The organism is Cryobacterium sp. TMT2-15-1, assembly GCF_004402345.1.
GTDB lineage: Bacteria > Actinomycetota > Actinomycetes > Actinomycetales > Microbacteriaceae > Cryobacterium > Cryobacterium sandaracinum.
The window spans coordinates 77,919-94,468 of the sequence record NZ_SOGD01000032.1 but is presented as its reverse complement, the minus strand read 5'-3'; the positions used below and the strand labels follow the sequence as shown (position 1 = coordinate 94,468).

The window sequence follows — 16,550 nt, the reverse complement described above, 5'->3', positions numbered from 1 at the left end:
AGCAGGTGCTGCCACCTGTCACGGTTCCTCCCCCGGATAGGTCACGCGGGGTGGTTGAAAGCTACCACAGGATTAAAAGCATGAGTGACATTTCTATTCACTTCACCGGATTCGCTGTCACGATATTCCCCGATAAAAACCCTGTCCACCGCGGTAATACCCGCACACAGCAGGCAGAGACGACGGGCCGCCCATTTCTTTCACCTGACCGGCGACACGCCGCACACAACTATTCTTCGGGAAACTCAGACGAAGATCACGGACTGACCAGGACGACGCCACGAGCGCCTTTTTCGGCGTCGGACATGATGTGGCTGACGAAGGGGTAACTGCCGGCCTCGGGGAAGGTCAACTCGACGAAGCCGCCCTGGGCCACGGCCAGGTCGAGCACCTGGGAGCCGCCCGTGCCGGTGCTGCCGCCATCACGCAACTGGTACTCGCCCTCCGTGAAAACGGTGTCGAACTGTCCGCCCACGACGTGGAAGGAGCTGCCCACGTTGGGGCCGGCGTCCAGCACCCAGATGCGCACCTTCTCGCCGACCTTCGCCGTCAGCGGGCGGGCGCCGTACTGGTTGGCGATGCCGTTGAAGACCACCAGGTCGGGGAACTGCGCCGCCACCTTGTCGGCGTCGGCCTCCCCGCCCTGCGCACCGAGGTAGAGCTCGGACTGCACCAGGACGTATTCCCGGTCGACCGCTGAAAGCCCGGGTGGATCAATGATCACGGCGCCGAACATGCCGTTCGCCATGTGCACCGACATGGGCATCGTGCCGCAGTGATAGAGCCAGATCCCCGAGCGGGTCGCGGTGAAACGATAGGTCAGGCTCTCCCCCGGATTGATGCTGCGCATGGGCCGGTCGGGTGCGAGGGCACCCGCGTGGAAGTCGATGGAATGCTCGATCGACCCGTCGTTGACGAAGGTGATGTCGAAGACGTCCCCGACTTTGCCGTGCAGGGTCGGGCCGGGGGCTGTGCCGTTGAACGTCCACAGGGTCTGGGTGACGCCGGGAGACACCTCGGTCTCCACGTCTTCCACCCGCATGGTCAGCGTGTGCACGGTCTCCGCCTCCGCCGCTCGCAGCACCGGGTCGCGGGCAACGAAATCGGCGTCGGGCTGACGCATCAAATCGAGATCGTCTGCCGCGCTGGACGCCCCGCCGGCGGACGCGGAGCCGTGGTCCATCGCTGGGGAGTCGTCGCCGGACTGAGGCTCGGCTCCGACGGCCACGACCGTGAGCACCATGCCCAGGACCTTGTGGCCGGCGATGGAGCACCAGCCCTCTACGTCGGCGCCCACGATACCGGCGTCGACCTGTCGGCTGGTGCCGGGAGCGATGGAACCGGAGACCACGCCGGTGGCGAGCACGAGGTTGTGCACCATCTCGTCGTCGTTGGTCAGGTTGATCACCAGGGTGTCGCCGACGGGCACCTCGATGGTGTCCGGGCTGAAGCGCGTGTTCTTCATGACGACGTCGACCGTGGTCGTGTGGCCGGTCGACACCCTGTCGACGGATGCCCCGCCGCTGGCAATTCCGGCGGCGGCCGGGTCCATGGCGATCCCCAGGGTCACGGCCAGGAGCAGAACGCCGACGGCCGTGACGGTCGCGCCGGTGCGGCTGGCCTGCGCCGCGGCGGCCGGTGGAGACGGCCGGGCCGGCGGAGCCGTCGCATCCGTCGCCCGGCGCAGCCGGCGGTTCTGCCGCAGCGCCCGCGGCATCAGGACCAGGAAGGAGGCGAGCGTGCCGACGACGAGCAGCGAGACCGTGACCTTCACCAGGCTGGGCACCGGCAGCAGATAGAGGATCAGGCCGACGTTGACGACGATGACCCGGAACAGGGCGCCACGATCGAGCAGGGCGGCCGTGGCTTTCGAGACCGAGGGTCCGCCGCCGAGCACGACCGGCACCAGGTAGCTGAGGGCTCCGAGCAGGATCTGCGCGGCGAAACCGACCGCGAACACGGGCACGAGCTGCCCGAGCCGGTCGGTCGCGGCTACCCAGCTCGGTGCGAACGTCACGATCAGGCCGAACCCGAGCACGCAGGCGAAGAACCAGGTGAGGGCGGCGCCGAGACTCCAACCGGCGAAGGTGACGGCCGGGGACTGCCTGGCCAGGCGCACGGCCTCCACCAGCACCAGGCCGAGGCCGACCAGGTAGAGCAGGACACCCGCGGCGGCGACCAGGCGCTGGTCGATCAGCAGGCCGATCCCGAGCAGAGCGAGGCCGGCCAGGAACAGAGGCAGGGTTCCGCGGGCCGAGGCGCGCGTCGTCTGCACCCGGGCGTGCAGCACCGTCGGCCAGAGCAGGGCCACCGTGCCGATCACGGTCAGGCCGACCCAGCCGAGCAGATTGAACCCGACATGGGCGATGTACATCCGTTCCGCGGACTCACCATCGATATCGGTCCGGGCCATCAGCACGCCCAGGACCACACCGATGGCCAGCGCGATTCCGGCCGCGATGTAGTAGCGCACGAGCGGTGCGAACCGTCCCGGCAGCGCTCCCCGCGACTGCCGGAACAGCAGCAGGGCGTGGGCGAGGGCATTCGTGCCGACCAGGATGCCGCCAACCAGCACGACCGGCCACCAGCCGCCGACGATGCCGGTGATCACGAGCACCGCTCCGAGGGTGTGCGCGCCGAGCCGCGCCCCGAGCGAGACGCGGCCGCCGGGGGCCGGATGCCGGAGCAGGGTGTCGGCGAAGTGCTGGCTCCAGACCAGGATCGCGGTGCTCACGGCGCCCAGGAACAGGAGGTGCACCATGAGCCACGGCGCAACCGGGATGAACCGGTGGATGAGCACGGCGATGAGAGTGAGGAGGAGCCACGTCGGAGTCAGGAGCCCGGTGATGAGGTGCCACAGTCGACGGTTCATGGTGTGACTTTCAGTTTGGTGTTTGGCTGGCGCAGCGGCACGCCGCGCACCACCGAGATCACGGCCAGCAGCACGAACAGGAGCACGGCCACAATGTTGGCCACGCCACCCCACTGCACCAGTGCCGGCAGGTCGCGCGCGTCACCGAGCAGGATGCGCACCAGCAGGGAGACGTGCAGCAGCAGCACCGGCAGGTAGAGCACCGGCCGGTACGGCAGCGGTCGGCGCAGCACGGCCGGCAGGATAGTCGGGGCGTGCGCCATGATCATCGACATCACGAACCCGAGGAAGACGGCGTGCAGCACGGCGTCATAGCCGGGGCCGGAGAAGCTCGGGCCGACGATGATCCAGCTGGCGGCGACCGAGAGCAGCCAGCCGTAGCCGGCCAGCAGGCACGCGGCCATGTACCGTGGCAGACCGGTGCTGCGGATGAGCCGGGTCGCCACGTCGTGCCGGAACAACCAGGCGACGAGACCGAGCAGCCCGAGTCCGAGAACGGGGTAGCCCACCCGGGGCCAGACGAGAGCGACGACCGCGCCGAGGGTCAGGAACAGGCCGGCGGCCAGCATCCGCATTTCGGCGCGGTGGTCGACGGAGGGCGAGATGCGCGCGAGTTCGAGCCGCTCACCGGCGATTGTGAGCACCAGGTAGAGCGTCATCGCGGGCACCAGGACAGGCACGGGCACGCCGCCGAGCCACAGCACGGTGGCCGTGAGACCGAGCAGGGCACCGAGCGCCTGCACCGCGGCGGACGTCGACGGCTGCCGGAGCCAGATCGCCCGGTAGATGGCCAGCAACACGGCCGACCCAGCCACGAAGGCAAGCTGTCCGACCACCAGGGGAAGCGGCGACACGAGTGACAGGCCGCCGAGGCCCAGCAGCCCCGGCGACAGGTAGGCCCAGTTCCGGCGCACGGCGACGGCACGCTCGAGCACGACGACGGTTCCCACGAACCCGAAGACCATCAGGGGTCCGTGCACATCCGCCAGGCGCGCGGTCACCACCGGCGCCGGGAAACCCAGCAGGAGCAGCGCACCGTCGAGCCCGGCCAGCAGTGAGAGACCGCCGAGCAGCAGAAACGCTAATCGCCCGTTGCCGTGCACGGTGGTGTCGAATCTCGGGAGACTAGGCGGCGCGGGTGAAGCGGATGCGCCAGGCGTCCGGGCCACGCTCCACGTACGACACGGTGAACGCTCCCGGGCGTGCCTTCTCGAGCTGCGCCAGCAGGGGCAGGGGGTCGTGCGGGGCGATCAGGTCGAGCGAGAAGCCGAGTTGGATGGCCTCCAGGGCACCGAAAATGGCCGCGTGGCGAACCGCGTGCGGGATGGTGCGTCCGTCGAGCACGATGGTCTCGGCGTCGTCATGGTTGCAGTTGCAGGTGTGCGCGCTGCTCAGGGTGATGGGTTCGGCGGTCATAGGATGAGTCCTCCTCGGTGGAACGACCGAGCCGGCCGCTAATAAACAGGATACACGTCCGGTTAATTATTCCGGAATCGGACCAGGTCGGACCAGGTCGGATCGCGTCGGACCAGGTCAGGTCAGGCCCACCCAGGCGGTGGACCCGTCGACCTCGTACTGCTTCTTCCAGATCGGCACCTCGAGTTTGACGGTCTCCACCAGGCGTTCGCAGGCTTCGAATGCGACGGCGCGGTGGGCGCTGGCCGCGGCCGCGACCAGGGCCAGGTCGCCCACGTCGAGGTGGCCGATGCGGTGGCTGACCGACAGGTTCACCTGCGGGTACTCACGGGAGTACCGGGCGACGATCTCGGACAGGATGCGGCCGGCATCCGGATGCGCGCTGTAATCGAGGCCGGTCACCTGCCCGGCGGCGTCGGGGTCGTGGTCCCGCACCTGGCCGATGAAGGTCACGACGGCCCCGCAGGATCCGGTCGACACGGCCGCAACGTGCGCGGCCAGGTCGAGCGGCGCCGTGGCCACCTGGTTGACGGCACCCTCGCCAGGGTTCGCGTCGTTCTCATTCACGCCGCTTCGGTCAGTCGTTCCTACTGAATTCACACATTCAGAGTACGCGCGGAAGCGGAACGATAAACGTACTCCACTGTTCCCGGAGCATCGAGGGCCAAAAAACCTGAGGCCGAGGGTCGATCCCCGTTTCGCGGCGCGCGGCGAGCGACACCACCGAACGGTCACGGCCCACTCAGCTAACCGACGATCTCTGCCACAGTCGGGCAGGCCGCCTCGGCAGCCAGTTCGACTTGGGTCTGCGCAACCGTCCAGGGCAGCGCGACCGACGGTTCGTTCCCCCGCCCAGCCGGGGCATCGGCGATGATGGCGGCCAGCTGACGGGCCAGTGTCAGGGCGAACGGGTCACCCGCGCTCGAGTTGTTCAGCATGACCACCACGGTCATGGTCTGGTCCGGATCCGCCAGGGTCGCCGAGATGAATCCGGGGATCGATCCGGTGCGCCCGCGGAGGGGCCCGACCTGCTCCGCGCCGAGGCCGTAGCTCTGCCACGACGGGGTCGTCACATCTTCGTTCACGGTGTCCCACTGGGCGCTCGCCGACGACTCGGACAAGAGACCACCCGCAGCGAGAGCGCCTGCCCAGGTCCTCATGTCGGCCAGCGTCGAAACGATACCGCCCGCCACGCCGCTCATCGAATTGGAGAGCAGGGTGCTATCGGTGATGGCCGTGCACACCGGACCGTCGGCGCCCACCGCGGCCGCGTACCCGTGCGAGTGTGGTGCGGGGAGGTCCATATCGCCGGCGTGAGGATATGAGGTGTCGTGCAGACCGAGCGGATGGAAGATGTACTCATCGTAGAGCGCCGCCCACTGCCGGCCCGTGGCCCGCTCGAGCGCCATCCCGAGCAGCACGATTCCGGTGTTCGAGGGACCCCACACGCTGCCCGGAGCACCCGTTCGGGGCGTGGCCAGCCCTTGGGAGACGAGTTCCATCGCCGGCCAGGTGCGCAGGGGGTTGTGCACGAACTCCCCGGCCAGAACGGGACTGTAGGACCCCAGCCCCGAAGTGCCCTGGCAGAGCTGGCCGAGCGTCACGCCCGCCACACCGACGAGGCGGGGCAGGTAGGTGGAGACCGGGTCGTCGAGCGTCACGGTTCCCTCGTCGACCAACCGGAGCAGCACCGTGCAGGTCATGGCCGTGGTGTTGGTGCCGATGCGGAAGTGCATCCCGCTGCTCATCGGGACGGACCCGCCGATTTCCGTCGTGCCGTGCGCGACGGTCCATTCGCCGGCGGCGGACCAGACCCCGACCAGAGCGCCGGAGGAACCCGATAGCGCCATCGCCTCGCCCACGGCCGCGTCCAGCTGCCCGGCGATGTCCACCGCGAACGGCGTGCTGCTCTGGTCGACGCTGTTCCGGCCCGCGGTGCAGCCGCTCAGCACGACGGCTGCGGCGACGCCGAGTGCGAGCAGCGCACGACGTCGAATGGTGGGCTTGATGATGGCATCCCCCAATGCTCTCCACCAGCTTGCCCCATCGGGGCTCAGGCGCCTAACCCGTGCGCGAGACACGCGTCCTACACCCGCTCGAAGATGGCGGCGAGCCCCTGGCCGCCGCCGATGCACATGGTCTCGAGCAGATAGCGCCCCTCGGTGCGGTGCAGGTGACGGGCGCCGGTGGCGAGGATGCGCGCCCCGGTCGCCCCGACCGGATGCCCGAGCGAGATACCCGACCCGTTGACGTTGGTGCGCGCCCAGTCTGCCTCGGTGAATTCCCATTCCCGGCTGACCGCGAGCACCTGCGCGGCGAAGGCCTCGTTGAGCTCGATCAGGTGCATGTCGGCGAGGCTCAGCCCAGCGCGCCGCAACGCCCGGGCGGTGGCCGGCACCGGCCCGATTCCCATCCGCGACGGCTCGACTCCCGCACGCGCCCATGTGACCAGCCGCACCAGTGGGGTCAGCCCGAGCTCGGCCGCCCGTTCCGGGGTAGTCACGATGCACGCGGCCGCGGCGTCGTTCTGGCCGCTGGCGTTTCCGGCGGTGACGGTGGCGTCGGCGTCCGTCTCTAACAGGATCGGGCGGAGGCCGGCCAGAGCCGTCAGGCTGCTGTCGGCCCGCGGGGTCTCGTCGGCGGAGACCACGACAGGGCCCGTGCGGCCCGGCACCGTGACCGTCACGATCTCGTCGTCGAACCGGCCCTCGGCCACGGCGACGGATGCCCGCGCCTGCGACCGGAGAGCCAGGTCGTCCTGTTCGGTACGGCCGATGCCGTACTCGCGGCGCAGGTTCTCGGCGGTTTCGAGCATGCCGCCGGGTACCGGGTAGCGGCGCCCACCGGCGGTTTCGCGGCCGCGGCTGAGCGCGTCCCGGAGCAGGATTCCGGCGCCGCCGCCCACACCGAAGCGGGAGTCGACGGTGTAGAACGGTGCCTGGCTCATCGATTCGACCCCGCCGGCGACGACGACGTCGCTGACACCGGTCTGCACCTGCATAGCCGCGTCGAGGATGGCCTGTAGCCCTGAGCCGCATCGCCGGTCCACCTGCACGCCGCCGACCGTCACGGGCAGGCCGGCGTTCAGTGCGGCGACGCGCGCCACGGAGGCGGCCTCCGCGGTGGGATAGCCCTGGCCGAGGATCACGTCGTCGACCACGGTCCCGGCGATTCCGGTGCGTTCGATCAGCGCCGTGATCACGGCCGCGGCCAGGTCGGCCGGCGCGACCGCCCTGAAGACGCCGCCGAACCGGCCGATCGGGGTGCGTAACGGTTCGCAGATGACGACGTCCCTCACGACGCGGCCACCGGGTTCGGGGCGGAGAGGAGCGTGTGGATGACGGTCGGCGTCCCCGGTACGAGCAGCGGCACCTCGGTGGCGGCCTGTACCTCGGCCACGGTGAGTCCCGGCGCGATCTCGCGCAGCAGAAGACCCTCCGGTGTCACGTCGATCACGGCCAGGTCGGTGATGATGCGGGTCACGACGCGCTTGCCGGTCAGCGGCAGGCCGCACTCGTTCACAATCTTGAAGTCGCCGTTCTTCGCGGTGTGCTCCATCACGACGATCACGGTGTCGGCGCCGTGCACGAGGTCCATCGCACCGCCCATACCCTTGATCATCTTGCCGGGCACGGCCCAGTTGGCGATGTCGCCGGTGGCGGAGACCTGCATCGCGCCAAGCACGGCCACATCGATCATTCCGCCGCGGATCATGCCGAAGCTCTGCGCGGAGTCGAAGTAGCTGGCACCGGGGTTGACCGTGATGGTCTCCTTGCCGGCGTTGATCAGCTTCGGGTCCTCCTCGCCCTCCCACGGGTACGGTCCCACCCCGAGCACCCCGTTCTCGGAGTGAAGGATGACGTTCACCCCCTCCGGCAGGAAGTTGGGGATCAGCGTGGGCAGCCCGATCCCAAGGTTGACGTAGCTGCCGGGGGTGAGCTCCTGCGCGGCGCGCGCGGCCATTTCATTGCGGGTCAACGGCATGATCAGCTGTCCTTTGCGACGGATGCGACGGATGAGACGGATGCGACGGATGCGACGGGCCGCGGCCGGGTGGTGGTCTTCTCGATCGGCAGGTCGGCGGCCTCGGCGCCGGAGAGCGCCACGATGCGGTGCACGTAGATACCGGCGAGGTGGATGGCATCCGGATCGAGCTCCCCCGGCTCGACCAACTCGTCGACCTCGGCGATGGTGATGCGGCCGGCCATGCCGGCGACCGGGTTGAAATTGCGGGCCGACTTCTCGAACACGAGGTTGCCGTGCCGGTCGCCCTTCGCCGCGCGAACGAGGGCGAAGTCGGTGACGATGGCCTCCTCGAGCACGTACTCCTTCTCCCCGCCGCGGAGCGACGCGAAGGTGCGGGTCTCCTTGGGCGGCGACGACACCGTCACCGACCCATCCGGCCCGTAGCGCCAGGGCAGCCCACCCTCGGCGACCATGGTGCCGACGCCGCTGGCGGTGTAGAAGGCGGGGATTCCGCTGCCGCCGGCCCGGAGCCGCTCGGCCAGGGTGCCCTGCGGGGTCAGTTCTACCTCGATGTCACCGCCGAGATAGCGGCGGGCGAAGTCCTTGTTCTCGCCGATGTAGGAGGCGATCACCCGGCTGATCCGCCCTTCCCGCAGCAGTTCGCCGAGCCCCCAACCGTCGACACCGCAGTTGTTGGAGGCGACCCGGAGGTCGGTGGTGCCCTGGGCCAGGAGCGCCCGGATCAGCACGATCGGGACGCCGACCAGGCCGAAGCCGCCGACGGCGAGGGAGGCCCCATCCGGGATGTCGGCGACGGCAGCCGCGGCGGAGGAGTACGTCTTGTCCATGGAGTGGTCCTTCAGCTTCAGTTCGTGGTGCCGATGTCGATCGTCTTGAAGGTATCGCGGGCCACCGCCAGAGCGGAATTCGCGAGCACCCCGGCCCGGATGCGGGCGAGCACGTAGTCCTGGGAACGGTTCTCGACCACGATCGGGTCGATTCCGGCGTCACGTAGGGCCCAGGCCAGCAGAAGTCCGGCGGGGCCGGCGCCGATGATGGCGACACGGGTGTTTTCTGGGGACACGGGTTTCTCCTAGCGACGGTGACAGGTGATGAAGTCATCCTGTGGGGTGATGATGCCACCTGGTCCGGTAGTTTCCACTCAGTTGAAGGCAGCAATGGTCACGATGTGGCCCGGCGGTAGCGGATCGTCGCGGCCGTCGGACGGCGAACAGGCACGCGGGGACCGTCACCGACGCCGAATTCGATGCCCAGAAGGCGGAGCAGCTCGCCCGGTTCTGCGTCGCTGCGGAGTCGCTTCCGAGCGATCTGAGTCCGTGCCGGTAGCGTGGGGTCCATGCTCGAGCTCATGGATGACCGGCCGGACATTCTGCTGCGCCGCGACGGGCGGCTCGCCCAGATCATCCTGAACCGCCCGGCGGCGCTGAACGCCCTGACCCACGCGATGATCCGACGGATGTCCGCGGTGCTGACCGACTGGGCCGCCGACGGGCAGGTCGAGACCGTTCTGCTGACCGGTAGCGGCGACCGGGGCCTCTGTGCCGGGGGCGACATCGTGGCGATCTACCGCAGTGCGGACGCGGGCGCGGACGATCGAGCGGACGCTGACGCCGAGGCCGCCCGGTTCTTCGCCGACGAGTACCATCTGAACGCGCAGATCCACCGGTTCGCCAAACCGTACCTGGCCGTGATGGACGGCGTCGTGCTCGGCGGCGGGGTCGGCGTCTCCGGCCACGCGAACACCCGGATCGTGACCGAGCGCACGCGGCTGGGGATGCCGGAGACCGCGATCGGCTTCGTACCCGACGTCGGCGGAAGCTGGCTGTTGTCCCATGCCCCCGGTGAGCTCGGCACCCACCTCGCCCTGACCGCCGCCCTGGTCTCCGGGTCCGACGCCATCGCGCTGGGCCTGGCCGACCACTTCGTGCACAGCGACCGACTCCCTGCCCTGGCCCGCACCCTGGCCGTGACCGACGCGGCCGAGGCCGTGCGCGCCCTGGCCGAGACTCCCCCGCCCTCCGACCTCCTCGCCCAGCGGCACTGGATCGACGAGTGCTACGCGTCCGATGACGTGGGCGAGATCGTCGCCGCCCTGCGACGTTCCCCGGTGGAAGCCGCCCGCGACGCCGCCGCCCTCATCCTCACGAGGTCGCCGACCGCCCTCGCGGTCACGCTGGCCTCGCTGCGCCGGGCCCGGCGGCTCCCGAGCCTCGACGAGGCGCTCGATCAGGAGTACCGGGTGACGCTCCGTTTCCTGCAGCGGAGCGAGCTGCAGGAGGGCATCCGGGCCCAGGTGATCGACAAGGACCGCAGCCCCCGGTGGTCGCCCGCCGGCCTCGGCGAGGTGACGGAGGCGTCCGTCGCGGCGTTCTTCGCGCCGCTCGGCGAGCAGGAGCTGGGGCTGGGAGTGGGGCTCGGGTTGGGCGAGATGCCCTACGTCGACGCCGACCTGATCTTCGTCACCGATCTACTCACCCCGGGTGAGCGCGCGCGGCTGGCCGCGGCACGATCGTTCTATCAGGCCGAGGTGCGCCCTCTCGCCGTGGACTACTGGAACCGCGCCGAGTTCCCGTTCGAGTTGCTGCCCCGCCTCGCCGCGCAGAACCTCGCCGCGACCGGTGCTGCCGCGACCAGCCATCTGCTCACGGGGCTGCTGCAGATGGAGCTGACCCGCGCCGACACCTCGATCTCCACGTTCTACGGCGTGCACCACGAGCTGTTCGCCGCCGCCATCGACGAGCTCGGCTCACCCGAGCAGCGGGAACGTCTGCTACCGGGCCTCCTGGCCCTGGAGAAGATCGGGGCCTTCGCCCTGACGGAACCGGAACACGGGTCCGACATCTCCCGAATGATGGAGACCACGGCCACCCGCAGCGGCGACGAGTGGGTGCTCAACGGCACCAAACGCTGGATCGGCAACGGCGCCATGGCCGACTACGTGCTGGTCTGGGCCCGGGACACCGCGGACGGGCAGATCAAGGGATTCATCGTCGAGACGGAGCGGCCCGGGTTCACGGCCACCCCGATCGAGAACAAGATCGCGGTGCGGATCGTGCAGAACGCCGACATCACCCTCACGGAGGTGCGGATCCCGTACACGAACTGGCTGCCGGGCAGCCGGAGCTTTCAGGACACGAACGTGCTGCTCCGGAACTCGCGGATCTGGGTGTCGTGGCAGGCGGTCGGCCAGCAGCTCGCCGCCTTCGATGTGGCCCGCGCCTATGCGCTGGAGCGGCGCCAGTTCGGCATGCCCATCGCATCCTTCCAGCTGGTGCAGGAGCAGCTCTCCCGCATGATCGGCAACGCCACCCTGTCACTGTCGCTGATGGTGCAGATGGCGCGACTGCAGGAGAGCGGGCGGCTCACGATGGACCAGGCGGCCCTCGCAAAGGCGACCTGCACGACCCGGATGCGCGAAACGGTGGCCCTGGGCCGCGGTCTGCTCGGCGGCAACGGCATCAGCACCCGGTACGAGATGGCCAAGATCTTCGCCGACGCCGAGGCGATCTACTCCTACGAGGGCAGCTACGAGATCAACGCGCTGTTGGTCGGCCGGGCCGTGACCGGCATCTCCGCCTTCAGCTGATCACCGCTCGCCCGAACGAATTCGTGAGCTAGACCGGCGCGACCGGCGGCACCGGAACCGGCGGCGTGGGAGCGTTCCAGGCCTTGATGACGGCCCAGCCCACGGCGGCGATCGGCACCGAGATGACCGCGCCGACGATGCCGCCCAGGATCGTGCCGGCCGTCAGCGCCAGCAGGATCACCAGGCCGTGCAGGCGCAGTGACTTGCCGAGCACCACCGGGGACAGGAAGTTGCCCTCGAGCTGGTTCACGGCGACCACGATCGCGACCACGATGATGGCGGTGGTCAGGTCGTTCGTGACGAGGGCCACCAGTGCGGCGAGGATGCCGGCGGCCGTCGCCCCGACGATGGGGATGAAGGCGCCGACGAAGACGATGACGGCGAGCGGCAGCGCCAGCGGAACCTGCAGGATCCACAGTCCGATCCCGATGAACAGGGCGTCGACGAACGCGACGATCGCCGTGCCGCGCACGTAGTTGCCGAATACCTCGACGCTGCTCACGCCGATGCGTGCGGCCCGCTCGTGCCGCTTGCCGGCGAGCGGCTGGATGAGGAAGCTCCAAATGTGGGGGCCGTCCTTCAGGAAATAGAAGAGCACGACGAGGCCGAGCACCACGCCGGCCACGATCTCGGCGGCCACGGAGACCCCGGCCAGGGCCCCGGACCCGAACTGGCTGCTGGTGGCGAAGTCGATGACCGACTCGCGCACCGAATCGATCTGAGCGGAATCGATCGGCAGCGTGCCGCTGGTGAGCAGTTCCTGCAGGCTGTCGAGCCCCTTGCTGGCCGAGGTGAAGAGGGTGTCCCACTCGCCACGGATGCCGAACACCACGAGGGTGACGACGCCACCGAAGACCGCGACGCTCAAGATCAGGGTGATCGCCGCGGCAAGGGATTCGTTCGCCCCGCGGGCCAGCAGGAACCGCATGAAGGGGCGCAGCGCCGAGGCCACGATCAGGGCGATCAGGAGCGGGGTGAAGACCAGCTTGAGCTGCGTGATCCCGTAGATGGCCACCACCAGCAGGGCGAGGACCAGCAGGGCCTGGCCGGAGCGGATGGCGGCCCGGCCGAGATAGTCCGTCCAGGACGAAGTGGGCGTGGTCATAGGGATCTCCAAACGAGGCGAACAACGGCTGAGCCACCCAGCCTAGCCAGACTGCCTCGGCAGACTGCCGGTAGCGCGTGTCGGCCGTGTGACGTACACTCCCTACATCGAACATTTGTTCTATCTATCACCCATCGACCTGCCCGCAGAGGAGTACACACATGTTCGCACACCTCCACGTCGCGAGCGCCTACTCCACGCACTTCGGGGTCACTCTCCCCGAGTCACTGGTGGAGCAGACGCAGGCGCAGAACGGCTCCTTCCTGGCCCTCACCGACCGGGACGGTCTCTACGGCGCGGTCAAACACGTGCGCGCCTGCGCGGCAGCGGGCATCCGGCCGGGGCTGGGCGCCGACCTCGCGGTGCACGACGACGACGGGCATCCGTTGGGCCGGATCGTGGTGCTCGCCCACGGTGATATGAACGGTCGTGGCTATGCGGCCCTCTGCCGCGCGGTCAGCGCCGCCCACAACAGCGCCGCGCACAGCGCGTCGGGGCGCCCCAGCATCGCCCGCTCGCACCTCGCCGAGCTGGCCGGACTGCACTGCCTCACCGTGCTGCTCGGCCCTGCCTCCGACGTGGGCCAATCGGTCGAGCGCCGCGACACCGATGCTGCCGGCGCCTGCCTCACCGCGTGGTTGCGCGCCCTGCCGCCGCAATCGGTGGTGGGTGAAATCGTCTGCCATCTGGCGGCGCCGGGCACTCCCGGCAGTGTGACGCCGGCCACCCGCATGCTCGCCCTCTTCGAGCACGCCGCACTGCCCGCCGTGCTCACCAACGCCGTGCGCTACGGCACCCCCGACGAGGCCGTCACCGCCGACCTGGCCGACGCGGCCCGCACCCTGACGGCGCTGGCGAACCTGGAGCAGCTGCAGACCAACGGCCAGGCCTGGCTGAAACCCGAAGTCGCCATGAGGCAGGTGGCGCGCATGGTCGTCGACGCCGGGCTGCACGACGACGGCGCCGTCGACCGACTGTTCCGCGACACCGAGCAGCTTGCCGGGCGGTGCAGCCTCGACCCGGACTCCGACATCGGCCTGGGTCGCCCGCGCATGCCGGAGGCGCGCATCATCGGCGTCAGCGGCGACCCGCTGACCGAGCTGCACGCCCGAGCCCGGGCCGGCATCGACGACCGCTACCCCGTCACGTCGCCGGCGGGCCGGTCGCTGGCGGATGCTGCGCACGCACGTCTCGTGCACGAGCTGAAGACGGTGGAGCACCTCGGTTTCGCCGGCTACTTCCTCACCGTCGCCCGGGTGGCGGACATCATCCGGGAAATGGGCATCCGCATCCAGGCGCGCGGGTCCGGGGTGGGCTCGGTGCTCAACTACGCCCTGCACACCTCCTCCGTCGAGCCCATCTCCAACGGGCTGCTCTGGGAGCGGTTCCTCTCCCCCGAGCGGCAGACCCTGCCCGACATCGACCTCGACGTCGAGTCCGCCAGAAGGCACGACGTCTATCGCACGCTCTTTGACACCTTCGGCAGCGATCGGGTGTCGCTGATGTCCATGACGAACGCCTATCGCGGCCGCGGCGCCGTGCGCGACGCCGGCCTGGCCCTCGGCATGAATCACGAGCAGGTGGCCGCGGTCGCCAAGCAGATGTGGCGCTTCAACGCGCGCGACTTCCGCCGCGCCCTGGCCGAGAAGCCCGAGCTCGAGCCGTTGGCCGCCGAGGTGCGCGCCTCCTCGCAGCTCGACCTGCTGGTCGACCTGACCGCCAAACTCGACCGGCTTCCCCGGCACATCTCCGTGCACCCCTGCGGCGTCATCCTCTCCGACGCCTCCCTGCTCGACCGCACCCCGGTGCAGGCGTCCGGCATGGGGTTGCCCATGTCCCAGTTCGACAAGCACGACATGGACCCGATGGGCCTGATCAAGCTGGACATCCTCGGTGTGCGGATGCAGTCGGCCATGGCCCACGCCGTCGAGGAACATCACCGATTGTCGGGCGAGATCATTGACCTCGACCGAATCCCACTGAACGACCCGGACACCTTCGAACTGATCCGCTCCACTCGCACCCTCGGCATCTTCCAGATCGAATCTCCCGGTCAGATGGAGCTGGTCGGCAAGCTGCAGCCCGAGGTGTTCAACGATCTCACCGTGGAGATCTCCCTGTTCCGGCCCGGGCCGATGCAGAACAACATGCCCTTGAAATACCTTCAGGCCCGGCATGGGGAGGTGATGCCCGACTACATCCACCCCCGGTTCGAGCCGTTCCTCCGGGAGACCCAGGGTGTGGTGATCTTCCACGAGCAGGTGATGCGCCTGTTCGACGAACTCACCGGCTGCGGGCTCGGGCGGGCGGATGTCTTCCGCCGCCACCTAGGCAAACCGGAGCAGCTTCCCCGGATCGAGGAGTACGTGCGGATGCGTGCCCTCGAGCGCGGGTTCACTCCCGCCGTGATCGACCGCGCCTGGACGGTGCTCGCCGGGTTCGGCAGTTTCGGTTTCGCCAAGGCGCACGGGGCGGCGTTCGCCCTGCCCACCTACCAGTCCGCCTGGCTCAAGACCCACCACCCCGCGGTGTTCCTGGCCGGACTCCTCACCCACGCCCCCGGTATGTGGCCGAAAGACCTGATCGTGGCCGAGGCTCGGCTGCTCGGCGTGCCGGTACTGGGCCTGGACGTGCAACACAGCGCCCTCGACTACCGGGTGGAGCAGATCGACGGCGAGCAGTCCGACGGCGGCCGGCGCGGCATCCGTCTCGCCCTGCCGGAACTCTCCGGCTGCACGGCCGCCGAACGCGCCCGCATCGTGCGCCACCAGCCGTTCACCTCGCTGCAGGACTTCCGGGACCGGGTGCGCCCGCGGCGCAGCACGTTCGAGGCGCTCGCCCGGGTGGGAGCACTCGACAGCTTCATCGGGTACGACCGCACCCGTCGGCACGAGCTGCTCGCCCACATCCAGTCTCTCCGCGGCACAGCGGTCACCATCCACGACGACCAGCTCGCCTTCGACGTGCCTCTGCCGGTGCTCGAATACGAGGGGTCCCGGTTCAACGCGGTGACCTCGCTCGAGCTGCGCGGCCGCAGCCAGACCGACCTCGAACTCAGGGATCTGGGCCTGGCGGTGTCCGGGCACCAGATGGCCCGGTTCTACCCGCTGTTCACGGAGCTGGGCGTTACGCCGGCCTCCGAGCTGATCAACCTGCCCGGCGGCACCGAGGTGCTCCTGGCCGGGGTGCGCCGAGCCACGAACACGCCGCCGATGCGCAACGGGCGCCGGGTGGTCTTCGTCAGCCTCGACGACGGCACCGGACCGGTCTCGAACGTCGTGTTCTTCCACGACGCCCAGGAGCGCATCGGCGGCCCGGTGTTCCACACCGGCCAGCTGCTGGTGCGCGGCCGCACCCGTCGGTCCGGCGCGAAGGGCGTCTCCGTCACGGGCGAGAACCTGTGGGATCTCACGGATGTCGCCCGCCGGGTCAAGCTGCGTCACGCGGGCGAGGCGGCCGCCCGGAACGCCGACCGCGCCCACGACCTGGCCGACGAACTGGCCGAGGACCTGGCGGCCATGGCGACCACGAATGTGCACCATCTATGGCCCCGACGCACCGCCTGACCCGCGCTTACACTGGTG

General features: G+C 69.4%; 12 protein-coding genes. 2 read left to right on the top strand and 10 right to left on the bottom strand.

The window, feature by feature from the left end; all coding sequences use genetic code 11:
* Positions 1-256 precede the first annotated feature (256 nt).
* From E3O62_RS08720 to E3O62_RS08680, 9 genes are all read right to left on the bottom strand, one after another.
* Positions 257-2,872 (bottom strand): multicopper oxidase domain-containing protein, encoded by a 2,616-nt coding sequence (locus E3O62_RS08720; protein ID WP_134398237.1) that lies wholly within the window; start codon positions 2,870-2,872, stop codon positions 257-259.
* Positions 2,869-3,975 carry a hypothetical protein gene (locus E3O62_RS08715; RefSeq protein WP_134398236.1) on the bottom strand — a complete coding sequence of 369 codons (1,107 nt, stop codon included), beginning with the start codon at positions 3,973-3,975 and terminating at the stop codon, positions 2,869-2,871. The genes E3O62_RS08720 and E3O62_RS08715 overlap by 4 nt, the downstream gene beginning before the upstream one ends.
* Before the next feature lie 22 nt (positions 3,976-3,997).
* Positions 3,998-4,288, bottom strand: a complete 291-nt coding sequence (locus E3O62_RS08710; protein WP_134394496.1) for a DUF2249 domain-containing protein — start codon at positions 4,286-4,288, stop codon at positions 3,998-4,000.
* A 117-nt stretch (positions 4,289-4,405) separates the two neighbouring features.
* Entirely contained in the window at positions 4,406-4,888 is a 483-nt protein-coding gene (locus E3O62_RS08705) for a molybdenum cofactor biosynthesis protein MoaE (RefSeq protein ID WP_241973392.1), read from the bottom strand.
* A 146-nt stretch (positions 4,889-5,034) separates the two neighbouring features.
* Positions 5,035-6,312 (bottom strand): serine hydrolase, encoded by a 1,278-nt coding sequence (locus E3O62_RS08700; protein WP_134398235.1) that lies wholly within the window; start codon positions 6,310-6,312, stop codon positions 5,035-5,037.
* Between the two features lie 62 nt (positions 6,313-6,374).
* Positions 6,375-7,586 (bottom strand): acetyl-CoA C-acetyltransferase, encoded by a 1,212-nt coding sequence (locus E3O62_RS08695; protein WP_134398234.1) that lies wholly within the window; start codon positions 7,584-7,586, stop codon positions 6,375-6,377.
* The gene (locus tag E3O62_RS08690) at positions 7,583-8,272 is read right to left on the bottom strand and encodes a CoA transferase subunit B (RefSeq protein ID WP_134394499.1); all 690 of its coding nucleotides are present in this window, start codon (positions 8,270-8,272) and stop codon (positions 7,583-7,585) included. Before E3O62_RS08690 ends, E3O62_RS08695 begins: the two co-directional genes overlap by 4 nt.
* Positions 8,273-8,274: 2 nt before the next feature.
* Entirely contained in the window at positions 8,275-9,102 is an 828-nt protein-coding gene (locus E3O62_RS08685; RefSeq protein WP_134398233.1) for a CoA transferase subunit A, read from the bottom strand.
* Between the two features lie 17 nt (positions 9,103-9,119).
* Positions 9,120-9,338, bottom strand: coding sequence for an FAD-dependent monooxygenase (locus E3O62_RS08680; RefSeq protein WP_134394501.1), 219 nt, complete (start codon positions 9,336-9,338; stop codon positions 9,120-9,122).
* Positions 9,339-9,611: 273 nt separating this feature from the next.
* Here E3O62_RS08680 and E3O62_RS17545 point away from each other — a divergent pair, with 273 nt between their 5' ends.
* The gene (locus tag E3O62_RS17545) at positions 9,612-11,861 is read left to right on the top strand and encodes a 3-hydroxyisobutyryl-CoA hydrolase (protein WP_370448901.1); all 2,250 of its coding nucleotides are present in this window, start codon (positions 9,612-9,614) and stop codon (positions 11,859-11,861) included.
* Between the two features lie 28 nt (positions 11,862-11,889).
* Here E3O62_RS17545 and E3O62_RS08670 read toward each other — a convergent pair whose 3' ends face one another.
* On the bottom strand, positions 11,890-12,966 hold the full coding sequence (locus tag E3O62_RS08670) for an AI-2E family transporter (RefSeq protein ID WP_134398232.1): 1,077 nt from the start codon (positions 12,964-12,966) through the stop codon (positions 11,890-11,892).
* A gap of 161 nt (positions 12,967-13,127) precedes the next feature.
* Between E3O62_RS08670 and E3O62_RS08665 the strand changes: the two genes are divergently transcribed.
* The gene (locus tag E3O62_RS08665) at positions 13,128-16,532 is read left to right on the top strand and encodes a DNA polymerase III subunit alpha (protein WP_134398231.1); all 3,405 of its coding nucleotides are present in this window, start codon (positions 13,128-13,130) and stop codon (positions 16,530-16,532) included.
* Positions 16,533-16,550 lie beyond the last annotated feature (18 nt).